Consider the following 16,603-nt stretch of genomic DNA (forward strand, 5'->3'; position numbering starts at 1 on the left):
ACGACATAATTCCATTTGGTTATTACGCATGTAATTAGAAAATAAATAATAAACAGACGTAAGTAACATAGAACATTTGATATTGGACTTAATTTGTTGCATAACAGTAACTGCACATTTATCGGACGCACTCAGATAAGGAATTCATATAGTGAACAATATCCCCTTTAAAATCCCAAGCAAGAAACTTATCCTGTCCGTAGTTTCATCGTCGGCTTTTATTACAGGATTAACTCTCGCAGTAATATGGTTATATCTATATAACTTAGGCAGATTAGATATATTCTATGATGCAACTAACGCTAGTTCCGCTATAACTGTAATATTTGGATTCGCTATACTATCACTATTAGGATTTAGTATATTAATATTTTCCTCGTCATTTATGATGATACTTATATTCTCCAGCTATGAAAAGGATTTGATAAGACATAATGAAATGGCTAATGATTTTTCCATTACTGTTCTATTTAACAGCATCGGATTATATCTTTTCTTGTCCGCATGCTTCTTCTCTTATTATTATTTTGATTTGAATGGATACTTAACTTTTACAGTCTTTCTGATAATATCCGTACTGTTTAGCTTTTGCATTACTAAAAGGAACATTTTAAATCCAAAAAAATATAGCCCTCACAATAACAATGGAGCCAAAGAACCGCTAGAAAAAACTTCAACAAAAATATTCTTACCATTACTACTTCTAACCCCTGCAATTGTACAAATACTCCCAATTTCTTTTTTCTTAAGCCAGTTAGAGTTCACAGAAGGCAGTAACGATTTTGCCCAGATAAGTTTACTTACTGCTGTAGCACTAACATTCTCCACACTGAGTATTTTTCCGGGTACAATTTACATCAATGAGAAGAAAAATGGTGGGGTATTTCATGCCATTATTATGATATTAATATTTATCCCTACTATTTTAGTTATTCTATCTATGATATTTCGCCCTATACCAAATATGATTATAAATATGACGATGAACCTATCAGGCATCAGCGACGGGCGTACTCACCAATTTTATATTAACGAAGATGTTCATCCTCATGCTATGTTTAATGGCCGACTGTGGAATACTAGATACTTTCAAGAGATACCCAATAGATTCTTTATCACTGGCGTCAGCATTTTCACTTTAGGTAACACACAATTAATTTGCCCAACTGCAATCACCCATGCCAGACAGGAAAGTTTAAAGTTAACAATTGATAACACCAAAGAGTATGAAGAAAAAACAAACCACTTAAAAAACATTGCTATGGATTGTATTCCATTTAATAAAAAAGAAATCCAGATCTGGGACTCCCCAATTCCAGAACCAATCTATTACGATAAAATAAAAATCACAAATGATAATTCTATACTAAATATTATCCACTCTTTAAAATAAATTCTATTTCCCCCAGCTCTCCATAATGCTTTAGGAGAGCTGACCTTATGGGTTGGCTAATCATGGGGTGCCAATTTCCCTTTTAATCATCTGACTGACAGTAAGCAACAATCTATCATCCTACCCCGGTAACCTCTCGGCCTGCCGCCGAACCCCAGAAAAGATTGCATCACTCACAGAACGGGGAAACTCGTCCGGCAGCATTGCTTCCACATTAGCGATTGCCTGCTCTGTTTGCGCTTTTAGCTCAGCCATCACCTGCAGCGTTTTCTCTTCGGAATACCCCACAGTTCTCGCGGTAGAGGTAAAGTGCCTGGGCAAGATCTGGCTCCAACGGTAATGGCGACTCTGCCCCAGCACGGCCATGGCCATTTTTGCTTTCTGCGGCGCGATGCCACGGGCATGCATAAATGGGTAACCCGAGAGCACATCATAAAGCGGAGTCATTCGATAGGCCGTTTCCTGCTCAATGAACAGGCTAAAGTTTTTGGCATGCCCATCAATGGCTGCCAGCATCCAGAATACAATTTGGCTTTTAAAGAAAGTGTCTCGATCGAGTAATGGCTGTTGAGAACCCATTAACAGTTGCATCGCAGCCGCAATACCGGGCCCACCATCAGCCTCATATTTCAGCGCAGGGGCGATGCCTAACGCCTGGCAGAAATCCTCCTGCGGCAAACGAATCAGCCAGCTGTTATCCCGTGCCCAACGCCGGTCAAAACGTTCGACGATCAGGACCTTCTGCTCGCCAAAATGCGCCAACTCAGCCTGCGCTACCGGCAGGCCAAACTGTTCTGCAATGCGTAAACATAACCACTCGTTCTCACAGCTTTCACTGAGATCCAGATTGTTATGTGCAATATGCCCAATGGGCAGTTTTATAATGTGGCTGGTTGGCGTACTCCCCTGTGGCCGATACCACTGATTGCCGAACCAAAGCAGCGCGGTCTTTTCCTGCGCACCCGCCAGAGAGATCCGGAAATCATCAGTACCCGCCTCCATGCCCAACGGCGCCTCGCGGTATCCCAGCAGAAGTTGCTCTATTTCTTCGTCACTCACAGGCACGGCGTTCACTTGCTTTACCGGGGCCACATCGACATGTTCAGGGTAAAGCTGGATCGCACCCACGCAGTCGCTGCCAATGCTGGAAAGCAGATCAAAAGGCTGTTTGGTTGCCGTTCTAAAACGTGCCTGTAGGCGGCTGCGAATAAACTCGCTGTCCGGCAGCAGGTTGTCGAAAAAGTTATACACCACGTCACCGCGAAACGGTTCTGGTTGTAGCGGCAGGGATAACGATATGGCGCGCGCACCGGCTTGTGCCAGCCACTCTTCGTGGTAAACAAACGACATCGCGCCGCCCGCATGCTTTTCCAGCGTCCCAACAAGGGTACCATTCAGGGCCACACGTAGCTTTTCCATGCTCACCACTCCTGATCCCAGGTTTTGGGATCGACTGGCTTGCCGCGCGGAGTCACTTGTAGCTCTAAATCCAGCGCAGCAAGCAGTTTGAATAACGTCTCCAGCCGCGTGCCGTCCGGGTTGTTTTCAAACGCGGAAACCGTGGCCTGCTTTAGCCCAATGCTATCAGCAGTTTTACTTTGGCTTTGGTTACGCTTTTTACGCTCGTTGCGTAGCGCATGCGCCAACATCTTTGACGAGGTGATTTTCATTTTATCCTCCCAAGCGGATGAAATGAGTATTATCCCCTATAGCGGATAAAGCAAATATTATCCGCTATGGGGGATAAAATCGGCTATATCCTCTATCGCGGATAACCAGACTTAATATATTGAATATACCGAATTCCGAAAGAAAAAATCGTCCCGCACCAATTTCTTGCATCTGCTGCTTTCCACGCCAATATCCGCGCTATAATCCAGGTTCGCACACTCAGCGTCTTTCCCCTCATTAACCTATCTTTTTGAAAAGGAAGCACACGGAATGGCTCACATGAAAAGGTTATGGCTAGTTGTCCCCTTTATATCGTGGTTTTCAGGCGCTGAAGCTGGCTTGATCTCCACTGCCGAGATTGATCAGTCCATTTTCGCCAGCGACAGCGGCTTTTCAGATCAGTTTTATTTCAAAGGGCCGGGAAACGCACAGCTCAAGGCCACTTCCTGTGCAGACTTTTACCAAAAATACCAACAGTTCGGGGCTCCGGTTGAGCAAACCGAAAATGCGATGGATTTTAATACGCTCAATCAGTATCTGGGGGCCTGCCTGATCAACCACAGCCTGCGCGTCGGCTCATTCACTGCCGGCCCAAAAGGGTTGGTTATCGGTACGCCAGCAAGCTTGCCGGAACGTTTGCCCGCTTTGATGTATCAGGCGATCAGCAACGAAGCTGTCGAGCTCAGAGCTAAACAGGTCAGTGCAGGAAAATCATTGAAGGCTGTCGATGGCTCCATTCATTTTGTGGATGAAAAAAACGGAGCCTTTAATCTGGCCGATAACAGTGACGGCAATTATGCGGTTGATTTCTTGGGCGTGGGCCGGGCCAGCACTAACGGGAAAAACGTTTATGTCGTTCAGCAGAACTTCAGCATACAGAATGCGACCTATCGCAGTACGCGCTATTTCCTGCTAAAACCGGAGAAAGACGGGCGCTACAGCGTAGAAACTGAAGCTATTGTCTTCCCATAAAAATACCGCCCTGGGAGGGGCGGTATCGTCAGTAAGTTACATCAGCGTTCGGACCGGCGGGCAGCTCGATCACGTTGCCATTCGGCGGCATCTTTTACTGCCTGGGCATCCGTGAATGCTTTTTTAGTCGCATCATTGCGCGCTTTATTGGCATCCTTGCGATTCGACTCATCGGCCGCCTTAGTCCAATTTTTGTCGTTCACCGCTTTATTAAAAGTGGTGTATTTACCCAAACCGGCACTCCCTAACTGATAGACCATATCGTGCAGGGCAACCTGGATCCCCAGGCTAAAATCGTAGAAGTCACTATAGCGGTTGTGCAACGAAATACGATCGGCATCCACATGCGTACGTACAAGCTCTTTAATGGTGTCTTCCGTTAACGTCAAAGATGTTGGAGAGTGATAGGCGGTTGCCGCTTTATTCTTGGCAAATGCCCTTTGGACACGCTCGAACTCAGCTTTGATTTCCGCAGCAGTCGCACGTACCCCATTGGGCTTATTAAAAGCCAAACGTTGTGCATCAGCGACGGATGGCAACATTGTGCCAATTCCAACCGTCACATGCCCATTGGTATCGACATACATGTAAGGGATCTTGGCTTCATAAGTTTCCAAATCAGCATAGATAGAAGCAAACTCGGTATCATTGGTTTTATCATTGCGGTTGATGGTGCCCGAGTTACTATCGCGGCCATTATCTGCACCACCATGAGTGGTATCGCCGAAATTGCCACCACCACCTCGATCTCCTCTTACGGTGATCGAATCTTCATTGCGCTCGCATAAAACGTACTTAAGAATTTTCATGCTTTTCCCTGCCTTCTTCCTGATTGGCGATAGGCCTCTCCTATGCCATCACTGTATATAAACACAGCAATTCGCATAGGCGGCCAGCAGCTTGTTGTTGGGTTAACAGCACAACAACGGATGAAATTTATCTTTTATAAAACAAGGTAATAACGTAAGTAGGGGTTAAAACAGAAAAGAGGGACAACCAGATTACAAGCACAAAAAAACCACCTTTCGGTGGCTTCTTGTTCGCACTTTACGAATGGTGCGATTGTAAGCACGCCCGGTTTCGTTGCACGCACTTTTTGATATTTTCGGTTTTTCAGCCATCAGCCGGTACTCTTCCGGCGTCAGGTTATTCAGGGACTCATGAGGTCGCTCACTGTTGTATTCATTCAACCTGAGATCGGCTATCTCCCGTGCTTCATTCAGCGTTCTGAACAGATAAAGAACATGATTAATGACATTCAACTAATGAGATCTACCATAAAAAAATCCACGCCGGAACGTGGATTCAATTTCATCGCCAAGACCAGGCATCACGTTATTCGAAGCAAACGTCAGGGTTATCCGCCAGCGAAACGAAATTCTTCGTATTTTTATCCAGCGTGCGGATCTCACCACTTTCGATGTCGTACACCCAGCCGTGCAAGCGCAAGCCGTTGTTGCGCAGACCAACGGCAACGGACGGGTGAGTCTTAATATTATTTAGCTGGGCGATAACGTTCTCTTCAACCATAGCGTTAACTTTGTCGATTTCGTTATCCCACGTTTTCTTCTCTACCACCGCTTTTGCCGCGTCCGCATAGTGCAGCCAGTGGGCAACCGCAGGCATCGGGTCAAGACACTGGCAAGAAGCTATAGCCTTCATGGCGCCGCAGTTCGAGTGGCCGCAAATCACGATATCCGTGACGCCTAGCGCCACAACCGCGTATTCGATGGTCGCCGACACCCCTCCCGGCTCCGGGCCAAAGGAAGGAACGATGTTGCCTGCGTTACGGATAACGAAAAGCTGCCCCGGCTCTTGCTGAGTCACAAGCTCCGGCACCAGGCGGCTGTCAGAACACGAAATAAAAAGCGCTTTAGGGTTCTGGCTGGAGGCAAGGCTGCGGAAGAGCTCCTGACGCTGAGGAAAAATCTCTTTCTGGAAGCTGAGGAAACCTTCAATGATATGTTGCATAACACGCTCTCTGGATCGGTAGTATCGATAACATGATAAGCATCACTTCCCGTTAGTCCAGCACCTCGTAGGTAAAAAAGCGCGTTTCAAGCGCCTGGGGCAAGCCAACCAAGTTACGAGGTGCAGCATTCCGTTGATGAAGAGAAATCTGGGTAAAATGAGGAAAACTCGCGGGGCAGAATCGCAGGCACAAAAAAACCACCTTTCGGTGGCTTCTTGTTCGCGCTGTACTAATGGTGCCGAAGGCCGGACTCGAACCGGCACGTATCTCTACGGTTGATTTTGAATCAACTGCGTCTACCGATTTCGCCACTTCGGCACTGCAAGTAGTATGCGGAAAACGGGTGCATTATACCTTTCAGCGATCCGCGTGCAACACTTATCCGTTGTTCAATGAGTTAAGTGCTGAAAAAATCGTCATAGTCGCTGTTTTCCCCTCCCTACCATGCTTTTCTGCAAAGAATGCGCGAGCTTTATCGCCCGCACGTCCGCCGCTTCTACATGTCAAATGGCCGCGCCGCCTACCATAGGAGTGATAAAAACGGCTCATTCAGACCGCAGTCATGCCGAAGCGGCATCAACTCTGCGCAAAATGGATAAGCAACCAATCAATAGAAATTAATATGCACCCTGTTTTGGGGCCAGAAAGTGGTATCGGGACCGTACAACTACGGGAGGGTGGTTGAGTTGGGGGGCATTTTGCACAGCAAGATGGCTGGTGTATGACCCACTATGCAGTAGCACGCTATAGCAATATCACCCATGCCAAAAACCAGCAGAGAACACCTTCCTCTGCTGAGTTGATAGCTCTAAGTAAAATTTCCCTGGTGTTAGTTTATTTAGCAACCTGATTCAATATAGGTCAGGTTTTTTTATTATTTTTCATCAAAATTTAATGGGAGGATTATATGGTCTTATAGCGTTAGAGGCTAGTTAGACTAAGGTATAGTACGGCACTATACCTTTATTTGTTCATGTGGCTTATTATTTCACACTAAGACTATCGGGCAATAGAACTATTTAAAAAAAACGCTAATGAAGATTGTCCAGCCGTCAACCAGCAAGCAGCAAGCAGCAAGCAGCACTCTGTAAAATAATAATTTCTCACTATAGCAATCCGGTTATGAAATATTTTTCACGTTTCGCCCGCCTTTCTATTTATTAACATTCATCTTCTCGACCGCAAACAGGATTATTATCATTCTGCATCCCTGGCACAGTAAATATCTTCTTAGGTATCCCACACAACCTCTAAAGTCAGTGCCTGCGACTTTGTCCCCTCGGCTGTAAGACCAGCGGGCCCGTTCATGTATGCTGAAACCCAGCAAGGGGAATAATAAGGTTAACCAAATCCATTGAAAAGAATTATCATTATTGCGCCTGGCATGCGATTAATGAAACTTCACTGATGTTACCGGATAACTCTATTTTAATACAAGGGTAACATTATGTTTAATATCTATAGCGTTAACTACTCCTCAATGAGTAATGAAAATTCAGAAGACCTTTATATGCTAAGAAAGAACACGTTTAAAGACCGGTTGCAGTGGGCCGTAAACTGTTCAGACGGCAAGGAGCTGGATCAGTTTGATAATGAAAAGACCAATTACATTTTTGGCGTTAAGAATGGCGTAATCATTTGCGGCACTAGGATGATTGATATGAAACACGACAATATGTTGAACAGCGCATTCTCCTCATTTTTTAACAACGCCTACATTCCAGAAGGGAACTTCATCGAGTCCACCCGCTTTTTCGTGGATAAAGAAAGAACCCATTCGCTGTTGGGGCGTCGATTCCCCGTTACCCTGGCTTTGTTCCTCTCGCTGATTAACTATGCGCGGCAGCACCGCTATGACGGCATTCTTGCCGTCGCCAGTCATCCGATGCTGCATATCATCAAGAGTTCAGGCTGGAATGTCTCGCTGCTGGAGACCGGTATTTCTGAAAAGAACGAGCCCGTTCATCTGTTGCTGGGTCATGTGGACGACAAAAGTCTGGAGGCGTTGAAAGCCAGAATATTCAGTAAGCTCAGTATGCCGGACGAAAGCATTCTGAACGCCTGGCCGCTGACGTCAGAGCCGGCAATCTAATCAACAAACCGGTTTAATCAGCTGAAGTTCCATACCCAGACGTATTGCATGCCGGGCATTCGCCACCCCCAGCTTTTTGACAATGTTGGACATATGAAACTTGATGGTGCAGGTCTTTATCCCCAGGATCATTCCCGTTTCCTGGTAGGTTTTACCCACGCTGGCCCAATAGAGGATCTCGTTTTCTCTTTCGGTAAAGCGGGAGTTTTTTTCCGAGTCGGCGGCGTTTTTTTCTGACAGTGAAGCCAGCGTAAGATACGTCTCATGCACTGACGCCAGCAATATCGTAATCTCGCCTTTATTCTCGATAAGCGCCTGCATTATTTCCGCCTTGCGCTCGCAGTTGAGCGTAAAGGACAGGGTGACAAGATTGTTGTTAAAGTCATGCAACACGAAGGTATAGCCATTAGCCACGCCAAACTCACGCGCCTTATCGAAAAGTTCAGGGAAGCGAAACCCTGCGCCGGCCATCAAATTTTCATCCCAGGCGAAAGGCGTCAGACGATTCAGCGCGGTAATCACCACCGGGTCGGTATACTGCAATCCTTTTTCTTTATATTGCTTTACCCATTCCCCCGGGTAGTTTGTTACGCCAAAGATGCACGACATATCTTTTTTGGATAAGACAACATATGCCCAGATAAGCTCGCCGAAATCAGCCAATACCGCTTCCAGACGCTTGCTGATAATGCTGCTGATATTGTCTTCATATTCCATTAACTGCCGGCTCCCGATAGCTAAAAAATACCGCTCAGCAGAATATACCAGAAAGAGGTACGCAGCCGGAACCTCCGACTCGGCTATCCGCTGACGAGTGGCCTAACAGCGCACCAACGTCTACCCCACCGTAACCACGCTCCGCCCCCGCCAGGCCCCAGAAACAAAAAAGGCGCAACCCAATGGCTACGCCTTCTTAAACTGCCCGTAATGCCGCTACTTGCGTTTTAGCAGCATATACACGCTGATCAGCAGGAATAGCATGCTCGGTAGCAGCGCGCCCAGCACCGGCGGCATGTTGTACACCAGGCTCAGCGGGCCGAAGATCTGGTCCAGTACGTAGAACAGGAATCCGAAGCTGATGCCGGTCACCACGCGCACGCCCATCGGCACGCTGCGCAGCGGCCCGAAGATGAACGACAGCGCCATCAGCATCATCACTGCCACAGAGAGCGGCGAGAACACCTTGCTCCACATGTTCAGTTGGTAGCGGTTGGCTTCCTGGCCGCTCTGCTTCAGGTACTTCACGTAGTTGTGCAGCCCGCTGATGGAGAGTGAGGTTGGGTCCAGCGCCACCACGCCCAGTTTGTCCGGGGTCAGGTTGGTTTTCCATTCGCCGGTCAAGGTTTGGGTGCCGGTGACCTGTTTTTCGTTGGTCAGGTCGGAAGTATCCACCTGCGAAAGCTTCCACACGCCGTCTTCAAAGCTGGCGGTGGCGGCATAGCGCACCGTCTCCAGCCTGCGCTGGTCGTTGAAATGGTAGATGTTCACGCCGGAAAGCTCTTTCTCGCCCGCCACGCGCTCAATGTAGATGAAGTCGTTGCCGTCCTTCGCCCACAGGCCGTTTTTGGTGGAAAGCAGCGAGCCGCCGTACATCTGCTGCGCACGGTAGTTGCGCGCCATCTGGTCGCCCTGCGGCGCCACCCACTCGCCAATCGCCATGGTCAACAGCACCAGCGGGATAGCGGTTTTCATCACCGAGCCGGCGATCTGCATGCGGGTAAAACCGGAAGCCTGCATCACCACCAGTTCACTGCGCGTCGCCAGTTGCCCCAGGCCGAGCAGTGCGCCCAGCAGGGCCGCCATCGGGAAGAACGTCTCGATGTCCTTCGGCACGCTCAGCAGGGTAAACATCCCCGCGCTCAGCGCTGAGTAGTCGCCCTGGCCCACTTTGCGCAGCTGATCGACGAACTTGATGATGCCGGAAAGCGACACCAGCATGAACAGCGTCATGATGATGGTGTTGAAAATCGTCTTACCGATATAACGGTCTAAAACGCCAAACATCAGGCCGCTCCTCTCAGGCGTGCGCGCAGCTTGCGCATCGGCACGGTATCCCACAGGTTTAGCGCCAGCGCGATCGCGAAGTACGCCGCGTTGACCACCCACAGCCAGATCATCGGATCCAGCTTGCCTTTGCCGCCGTTGGAACGCAGCGAGGTCTGCAGCAGGAAGAAAATCAAATACAGCAGGATGGCCGGCAGCATGCTCAGTACGCGGCCCTGGCGCGGGTTCACCACGCTGAGCGGCACCACCAGCAGCGCCATAATGGCCACGGACAGCACCAGCGTCAGGCGCCAGTGGAACTCGGCGCGCGCGTCCGGATCGTCCGACTGCCACAGCGCCTGCATCGACATCTGCTCGGCCTGGTTGCCGTCAATAGCGACCGCACGGTGGCCCACCACGGCTTTATAATCGTTGAAATCGGTAATGCGGAAGTCACGCAGCAAGGCGGTGCCCTCAAAGCGGGTGCCCTTGTCGAGCGTCACCACCTGCGAGCCGTCTTTCATTTGGTTGATCTTGCCGCGCTCGGCCACCACCACGGAAGGGCGCTGGTTGCCGTTCGGCCGCAGTTGCGCCAGGAACACGTCGTTGAAGGTGCTGCCCTTGACGTTGCCGATAAACAGCACGGCGTTGCCGTCTTGCGAGGGTTTGAACTGCCCTTCCGCCAGGCCGGCGATGCTCGGGTTGGCTTTCGCCTCGCTGATCACCACGTCCTGATAACGGGAGGCCACCGGGCCGGCCCAGAACACGTTTACCGCCGCCACGGCGGAGGTGATTAGCGCCAGCACCATCGCGGCGATGATCAGGGTGCGTTTACCCAATCCGCAGGCGTGCATAACGGTGATTTCGCTGTCGGTGTACAACCGCCCAAGCGTCATCAACAAGCCGAGAAACAGGCTTAATGGCAGGATTAGCTGCGCCATCTTCGGCACACCCAATGCAAGCAGTGAAAGGACTAAATTTGTCGGGACATTGCCGTCCACCGCATCGCCTAACACCTTGACCAGGTTCTGACAAAAGAAGATCAGAAGCAGGATGAAAAGGATCGCGATTTGGCTCTTTAGCGTTTCCCGTACCAGATATCTTATGATGATCACGCTTATTACGCCTGTGAAAACTTGTCTTTTTGCAGGAAAATCGATAGTTTCATCGCTAATCCGCCATTTATTCTCATCATATGGCAACCGTCATAGCTAAAATAGTATTACAACATCTAGCATTTGGGTGTCCTATAGGAACTTGCCTATAGTCGCCAAAACAGAGCAATTTACGCCGTTCAGGTTAACATAGTTAGTTAACTCAATGGCGGGAGTTCATTACGGAGTTGGGTCATTCTAGCCGTAGCTTCCGCCTTTGTCTTTAAGATTCAGGAGAGTGCATGGAGTTCAGTGTAAAGAGCGGTAGCCCGGAAAAACAGCGCAGTGCCTGTATTGTAGTCGGCGTTTTCGAGCCGCGCCGCCTGTCCCCTATCGCAGAACAACTCGACAAAATCAGTGATGGTTATATCAGCGCATTGCTGCGCCGTGGCGAACTGGAAGGTAAAGTCGGGCAGACATTACTGCTGCACCATGTACCTAACATTCTCTCCGAACGCATCCTGTTAATCGGCTGTGGCAAAGAGCGCGAGCTCGATGAACGCCAGTACAAACAGGTGATTCAGAAAACCATCAATACCCTTAACGATACCGGCTCCATGGAAGCGGTCTGCTTCCTGACAGAGCTGCACGTGAAAGGCCGCAACACTTACTGGAAGGTGCGCCAGGCGGTAGAAACCGCCAAAGAAACGCTCTACACCTTCGATCAGCTGAAAAGCAATAAAGTGGAGCCGCGCCGTCCGCTGCGCAAAATGGTGTTCAACGTGCCGACCCGCCGCGAGCTGACCAGCGGCGAACGCGCTATCCAGCACGGTCTGGCGGTGGCTTCCGGCATTAAAGCGGCGAAAGATCTCGGCAACATGCCGCCGAACATCTGTAACGCCGGTTACCTGGCCTCCCAGGCTCGCCAACTGGCGGACGCCTTCAGCACCAACATCGTTACCCGCGTCATCGGCGAGCAGCAGATGAAAGAGCTGGGGATGAACGCCTATCTGGCGGTCGGCCATGGTTCGCAGAACGAATCATTGATGTCGGTGATGGAATATAAGGGCAACCCGAACCCGGACGCTAAGCCGATCGTGCTGGTGGGCAAAGGGCTGACCTTCGATTCCGGCGGCATCTCGATCAAACCTGCCGAAGGCATGGACGAGATGAAGTACGACATGTGCGGCGCAGCCACCGTGTACGGCGTGATGCGCGTAGTGGCGGAGCTGAACCTGCCGCTGAACGTGATCGGCGTGCTGGCAGGCTGTGAAAACATGCCGGGCGGCAGCGCTTATCGTCCGGGCGACGTGCTGACCACCATGTCCGGCCAGACCGTCGAGGTGCTCAACACCGACGCCGAAGGCCGCCTGGTGCTGTGCGACACCCTGACCTACGTCGAGCGTTTCGATCCGGAGCTGGTGATTGACGTCGCCACCCTGACCGGCGCCTGCGTGATCGCGCTGGGCCACCACATCACCGGCCTGATGTCGAACCACAACCCGCTGGCGCACGAACTGATCGGCGCGTCCGAACAGGCCGGCGACCGCGCGTGGCGTTTGCCGATGGCCGACGAATACTACGAGCAGCTGGACTCCAATTTTGCCGATATGGCGAACATTGGCGGCCGTCCGGGGGGTGCCATCACCGCCGCCTGCTTCCTGTCGCGCTTCACCCGCAAGTACAGCTGGGCACACCTGGACATCGCCGGCACCGCCTGGCGTTCCGGCAAGGCCAAAGGGGCAACCGGGCGACCTGTTGCGCTGCTGTCGCAGTTCTTGCTCAACCGTGCAGGACTGAACGGCGACGATTAAATCTGAGCGGTAATTCAGGTATAATCCCGAGGGGCACAGCATGCTGTGCCCCTACATTTTTTTATAGGCAGCGGTGAATCAGATGATCAAGCAGGCAACGTTCTATCTTATTGAACACGCAGAACCGGCAGGCGCGCTCAGCGCGCATGAGGCCGTGGCCTGCGCCGTTGCCGCCGAACGTTGGCGTTCCGGCAAGCGGGTGTTGATCGCCTGCGAGAGCCAGGAACAGGCCCAGCGGCTGGACGAAGCGCTGTGGCAGCGCGATCCGCACCAGTTCGTGCCGCACAACCTGGCCGGCGAAGGCCCGCACTACGGCGCGCCGGTAGAGCTGTGCTGGCCCGGCAAACGCGGCAACTCCCCACGGGATCTGCTGATCGCCCTGCTGCCGCAGTTTGCAGATTTTGCTACTGCTTTCCATGAAGTGGTAGACTTCGTCCCTTACGAAGACACCCTGAAACAGTTGGCGCGCGACCGATATAAAGCCTATCGCAGCGTCGGCTTCCATTTGACCACGGCAACGCCGCCAACTCACTGAACAACGATATAAAATGGAAAAGACAAACAGTCATCTCGATACCGCATACGACCCGAAAGAGATCGAACAGAAGCTGTACGATCACTGGGAAAACCAGGGTTACTTCAAGCCAAACGGCGATACCAGCCAGGAAAGCTTCTGCATCATGATCCCGCCGCCGAACGTCACCGGCAGCCTGCACATGGGCCATGCCTTCCAGCAGACCATCATGGACACCATGATCCGCTACCAGCGCATGCAGGGGAAAAACACCCTGTGGCAGGCCGGTACCGACCATGCCGGTATCGCTACCCAGATGGTGGTTGAGCGCAAGATCGCCGCAGAAGAAAACAAAACCCGCCATGACTATGGCCGCGACGCGTTCATCGACAAAATCTGGCAGTGGAAAGCGGAATCCGGCGGCACCATCACCCGCCAGATGCGCCGTCTGGGCAACTCCGTCGACTGGGAGCGCGAGCGCTTCACCATGGACGAAGGCCTGTCCAATGCGGTACGCGAAGTGTTTGTCCGCCTGCACAAAGAAGATCTGATCTACCGCGGCAAGCGCCTGGTGAACTGGGATCCGAAACTGCGCACCGCCATCTCCGATTTGGAAGTGGAAAACCGCGAGTCCAAAGGCTCGATGTGGCACCTGCGCTACCCGCTGGCCGACGGCGCCAAAACCGCCGAAGGCAAAGACTATCTGGTGGTCGCCACCACCCGTCCGGAAACCGTGCTCGGTGATACCGGCGTGGCGGTGAACCCGGAAGATCCGCGCTACAAAGACCTTATCGGCAAAGAAATCATTCTGCCGCTGGTTGGCCGCCGCATCCGCATCGTCGGCGACGAACACGCCGATATGGAAAAAGGCACCGGCTGCGTGAAAATCACCCCGGCGCACGACTTTAACGACTACGAAGTCGGTAAACGTCACGGCCTGCCAATGATCAACATCCTGACTTTCGACGGCGATATCCGCCAGGAAGCGGAAGTGTTCAACACGCTCGGCGAAATCTGCACCGACTACTGCAACGAAATTCCGGCCCAGTTCCGTGGCCTGGAGCGTTTCGCGGCGCGTAAAGCGGTGGTTGCCGCCTTTGAAGAGCTTGGTTTACTGGAAGAGATCAAACCGCACGACCTGACGGTGCCTTACGGCGACCGCGGCGGCGTGGTGATCGAACCGATGCTGACCGACCAATGGTACGTGCGCACTGCGCCGCTGGCGAAAGTGGCGGTGGAAGCCGTTGAGCAAGGCGAAATTCAGTTCGTGCCGAAGCAGTACGAAAACATGTACTTCAGCTGGATGCGCGACATTCAGGACTGGTGCATCTCCCGTCAGCTGTGGTGGGGCCACCGCATTCCGGCCTGGTACGACGTGAACGGCAAAGTCTACGTTGGCCGCAGCGAAGAAGAAGTGCGCAGCGAAAACAACCTGGGCGCCGACGTGGTGCTGAACCAGGACGAAGACGTGCTGGACACCTGGTTCTCTTCCGGCCTGTGGACCTTCTCTACCCTGGGCTGGCCAGAGCAGACCGACGCGCTGAAAACCTTCCACCCAACCAGCGTGATGGTCAGCGGCTTCGACATCATATTCTTCTGGATTGCGCGCATGATCATGCTGACCATGCACTTCATGAAGGACGAAAACGGCAAGCCGCAAGTTCCGTTCAAGACGGTCTACATGACTGGCCTGATCCGCGACGACGAAGGGCAGAAGATGTCCAAGTCGAAAGGCAACGTGATCGATCCGCTGGACATGGTCGACGGCATCTCGCTGGAAGATCTGCTGGAAAAACGCACCGGCAACATGATGCAGCCGCAGCTGGCGGAAAAAATCCGCAAGCGCACCGAGAAGCAGTTCCCGAACGGTATCGAACCGCACGGCACCGACGCCCTGCGCTTCACCCTGGCGGCGCTGGCCTCTACCGGCCGCGACATCAACTGGGACATGAAGCGCCTGGAAGGCTACCGCAACTTCTGTAACAAGCTGTGGAACGCCAGCCGCTTTGTGCTGATGAACGCGGAAGATCAAGACTGCGGCTTCAACGGCGGCGAGAAAGTGCTGTCGCTGGCGGACCGCTGGATCCTGGCCGAATTCAACCGTACGGTGAAAGCTTACCGCGAAGCGCTGGACACCTATCGCTTCGATCTGGCCGCCAACATTTTGTATGAATTCACCTGGAATCAGTTCTGCGACTGGTATCTGGAGCTGACCAAGCCGGTGGTGAGCAACGGCAGCGAAGCGGAACAGCGCGGCACCCGCCACACGCTGATCACCGTGCTGGAAGCCCTGCTGCGCCTGGCGCACCCGGTGATCCCGTTCATTACCGAAACCATCTGGCAGCGCGTGAAAACCCTGACCGGCGAAACCGCAGACACCATCATGCTGCAGCCGTTCCCAGAGTACGACGCCGCGCTGGAAGACACGCAGGCACTGAACGACCTGGAGTGGATCAAACAGGCGATCACCGCGGTGCGCAACATCCGCGCCGAGATGAACATCGCCCCAAGCAAACAGCTGGACGTGCTGCTGCGTAACTGCAACGCCGACGCCCAGCGCCGCGTGCAGGAGAACCAGAGCTTTATCGAGCGTCTGGCGCGCCTGGAGTCTATCGCCCTGCTGCCAGCGGGCGACAAAGGCCCGTTATCGGTCACCAAACTGGTGGACGGTGCCGAGCTGCTGATCCCTATGGCCGGCTTTATCGATAAAGACGCTGAAATCGCGCGTCTGTCGAAAGAGATGGGCAAGCTGGATGCGGAAATCGCCTCGATCGAAGGCAAGCTGTCGAACGAAGGCTTTGTGGCGCGCGCACCGGAAGCGGTGGTCGCCAAAGAGCGTGAGCGTCTGGCGGCTTGCAAAGAAGGCAAAGTGAAACTGCAAGAGCAGCAGGCGAGCATCGCCGCGCTGTAATCTGTCGGTTCGCTGCAACAGCTGAAAACAGCGGGGAGATCCCCGCTGTTTTTTTATCGCCGTTGCATCCGGCCCGGTTAAGATGTTATTACAAGGTATTAATGCCGCATGGACGCCGCCAGGGAATAAACCCGGCGCCTTTTGTGCTGCGATAAAAATGAAATTCCGGGGTTGTAATGACCCCTTC

13 protein-coding genes, 1 tRNA gene and 1 pseudogene are annotated in these 16,603 nt (G+C 52.0%); 6 read left to right on the top strand and 9 right to left on the bottom strand.

All coding sequences use genetic code 11. The annotated features are described in order from the left end of the window. The first annotated feature begins 151 nt into the window (after positions 1–151). The gene (locus ACUTSW_RS16260; protein WP_445584876.1) at positions 152–1,393 is read left to right on the top strand and encodes a hypothetical protein; all 1,242 of its coding nucleotides are present in this window, start codon (positions 152–154) and stop codon (positions 1,391–1,393) included. 120 nt (positions 1,394–1,513) lie between these two features. On the opposite strand, the gene ACUTSW_RS16265 is transcribed toward ACUTSW_RS16260, so the two are convergent. Both ACUTSW_RS16265 and ACUTSW_RS16270 read right to left on the bottom strand, forming a co-directional pair. Continuing rightward, on the bottom strand, positions 1,514–2,812 hold the full coding sequence (locus ACUTSW_RS16265; protein WP_445584877.1) for a type II toxin-antitoxin system HipA family toxin: 1,299 nt from the start codon (positions 2,810–2,812) through the stop codon (positions 1,514–1,516). 2 nt (positions 2,813–2,814) lie between these two features. Then, complete coding sequence (locus ACUTSW_RS16270) at positions 2,815–3,063, bottom strand: helix-turn-helix domain-containing protein (RefSeq protein WP_445584878.1); 249 nt, start codon at positions 3,061–3,063, stop codon at positions 2,815–2,817. Positions 3,064–3,334: 271 nt separating this feature from the next. On the opposite strand from ACUTSW_RS16270, the gene ACUTSW_RS16275 reads away from it, so the two are divergent. Continuing rightward, positions 3,335–4,036, top strand: coding sequence for a hypothetical protein (locus ACUTSW_RS16275; protein ID WP_445584879.1), 702 nt, complete (start codon positions 3,335–3,337; stop codon positions 4,034–4,036). Positions 4,037–4,077: 41 nt separating this feature from the next. Here the strand turns inward: ACUTSW_RS16275 and ACUTSW_RS16280 are convergent, their stop codons facing one another. From ACUTSW_RS16280 to ACUTSW_RS16295, 4 genes and pseudogenes are all read right to left on the bottom strand, one after another. Further along, positions 4,078–4,845 (bottom strand): hypothetical protein, encoded by a 768-nt coding sequence (locus ACUTSW_RS16280; protein ID WP_445584880.1) that lies wholly within the window; start codon positions 4,843–4,845, stop codon positions 4,078–4,080. Between the two features lie 273 nt (positions 4,846–5,118). Further along, positions 5,119–5,274 (bottom strand): annotated as a pseudogene (locus ACUTSW_RS16285) (integrase core domain-containing protein); the annotation flags it as partial. Between the two features lie 97 nt (positions 5,275–5,371). Further along, the gene (locus ACUTSW_RS16290; protein ID WP_445584881.1) at positions 5,372–6,007 is read right to left on the bottom strand and encodes a carbonic anhydrase; all 636 of its coding nucleotides are present in this window, start codon (positions 6,005–6,007) and stop codon (positions 5,372–5,374) included. Between the two features lie 234 nt (positions 6,008–6,241). Further along, positions 6,242–6,326, bottom strand: a tRNA-Leu gene (locus ACUTSW_RS16295). A 1,129-nt stretch (positions 6,327–7,455) separates the two neighbouring features. Here ACUTSW_RS16295 and ACUTSW_RS16300 point away from each other — a divergent pair. Continuing rightward, the gene (locus tag ACUTSW_RS16300) at positions 7,456–8,100 is read left to right on the top strand and encodes an acyl-homoserine-lactone synthase (RefSeq protein ID WP_445584882.1); all 645 of its coding nucleotides are present in this window, start codon (positions 7,456–7,458) and stop codon (positions 8,098–8,100) included. Here ACUTSW_RS16300 and ACUTSW_RS16305 read toward each other — a convergent pair whose 3' ends face one another. The 3 genes from ACUTSW_RS16305 to lptF all read right to left on the bottom strand — a co-directional run bounded on the left by ACUTSW_RS16305 (position 8,101) and on the right by lptF (position 11,198). Continuing rightward, the gene (locus ACUTSW_RS16305; RefSeq protein WP_445584883.1) at positions 8,101–8,817 is read right to left on the bottom strand and encodes a LuxR family transcriptional regulator; all 717 of its coding nucleotides are present in this window, start codon (positions 8,815–8,817) and stop codon (positions 8,101–8,103) included. It lies immediately after the preceding gene. 216 nt (positions 8,818–9,033) lie between these two features. Continuing rightward, on the bottom strand, positions 9,034–10,104 hold the full coding sequence (gene lptG, locus ACUTSW_RS16310; RefSeq protein WP_020438362.1) for an LPS export ABC transporter permease LptG: 1,071 nt from the start codon (positions 10,102–10,104) through the stop codon (positions 9,034–9,036). Then, positions 10,104–11,198 carry an LPS export ABC transporter permease LptF gene (gene lptF / locus ACUTSW_RS16315; protein ID WP_006323363.1) on the bottom strand — a complete coding sequence of 365 codons (1,095 nt, stop codon included), beginning with the start codon at positions 11,196–11,198 and terminating at the stop codon, positions 10,104–10,106. Before lptF ends, lptG begins: the two co-directional genes overlap by 1 nt. A gap of 281 nt (positions 11,199–11,479) precedes the next feature. On the opposite strand from lptF, the gene pepA reads away from it, so the two are divergent. The 3 genes from pepA to ACUTSW_RS16330 all read left to right on the top strand — a co-directional run bounded on the left by pepA (position 11,480) and on the right by ACUTSW_RS16330 (position 16,416). Then, positions 11,480–12,991, top strand: coding sequence for a leucyl aminopeptidase (gene pepA, locus ACUTSW_RS16320; RefSeq protein ID WP_062869416.1), 1,512 nt, complete (start codon positions 11,480–11,482; stop codon positions 12,989–12,991). An 85-nt stretch (positions 12,992–13,076) separates the two neighbouring features. Continuing rightward, positions 13,077–13,526 carry a DNA polymerase III subunit chi gene (locus ACUTSW_RS16325; RefSeq protein ID WP_012005017.1) on the top strand — a complete coding sequence of 150 codons (450 nt, stop codon included), beginning with the start codon at positions 13,077–13,079 and terminating at the stop codon, positions 13,524–13,526. Positions 13,527–13,539: 13 nt separating this feature from the next. Further along, a complete protein-coding gene (locus ACUTSW_RS16330; protein ID WP_445584884.1) occupies positions 13,540–16,416 on the top strand; it encodes a valine--tRNA ligase in 2,877 nt (958 codons plus the stop codon). Positions 16,417–16,603: the final 187 nt, after the last annotated feature.

The sequence above is a fragment of the Serratia sp. TSA_198.1 genome, assembly GCF_052686505.1.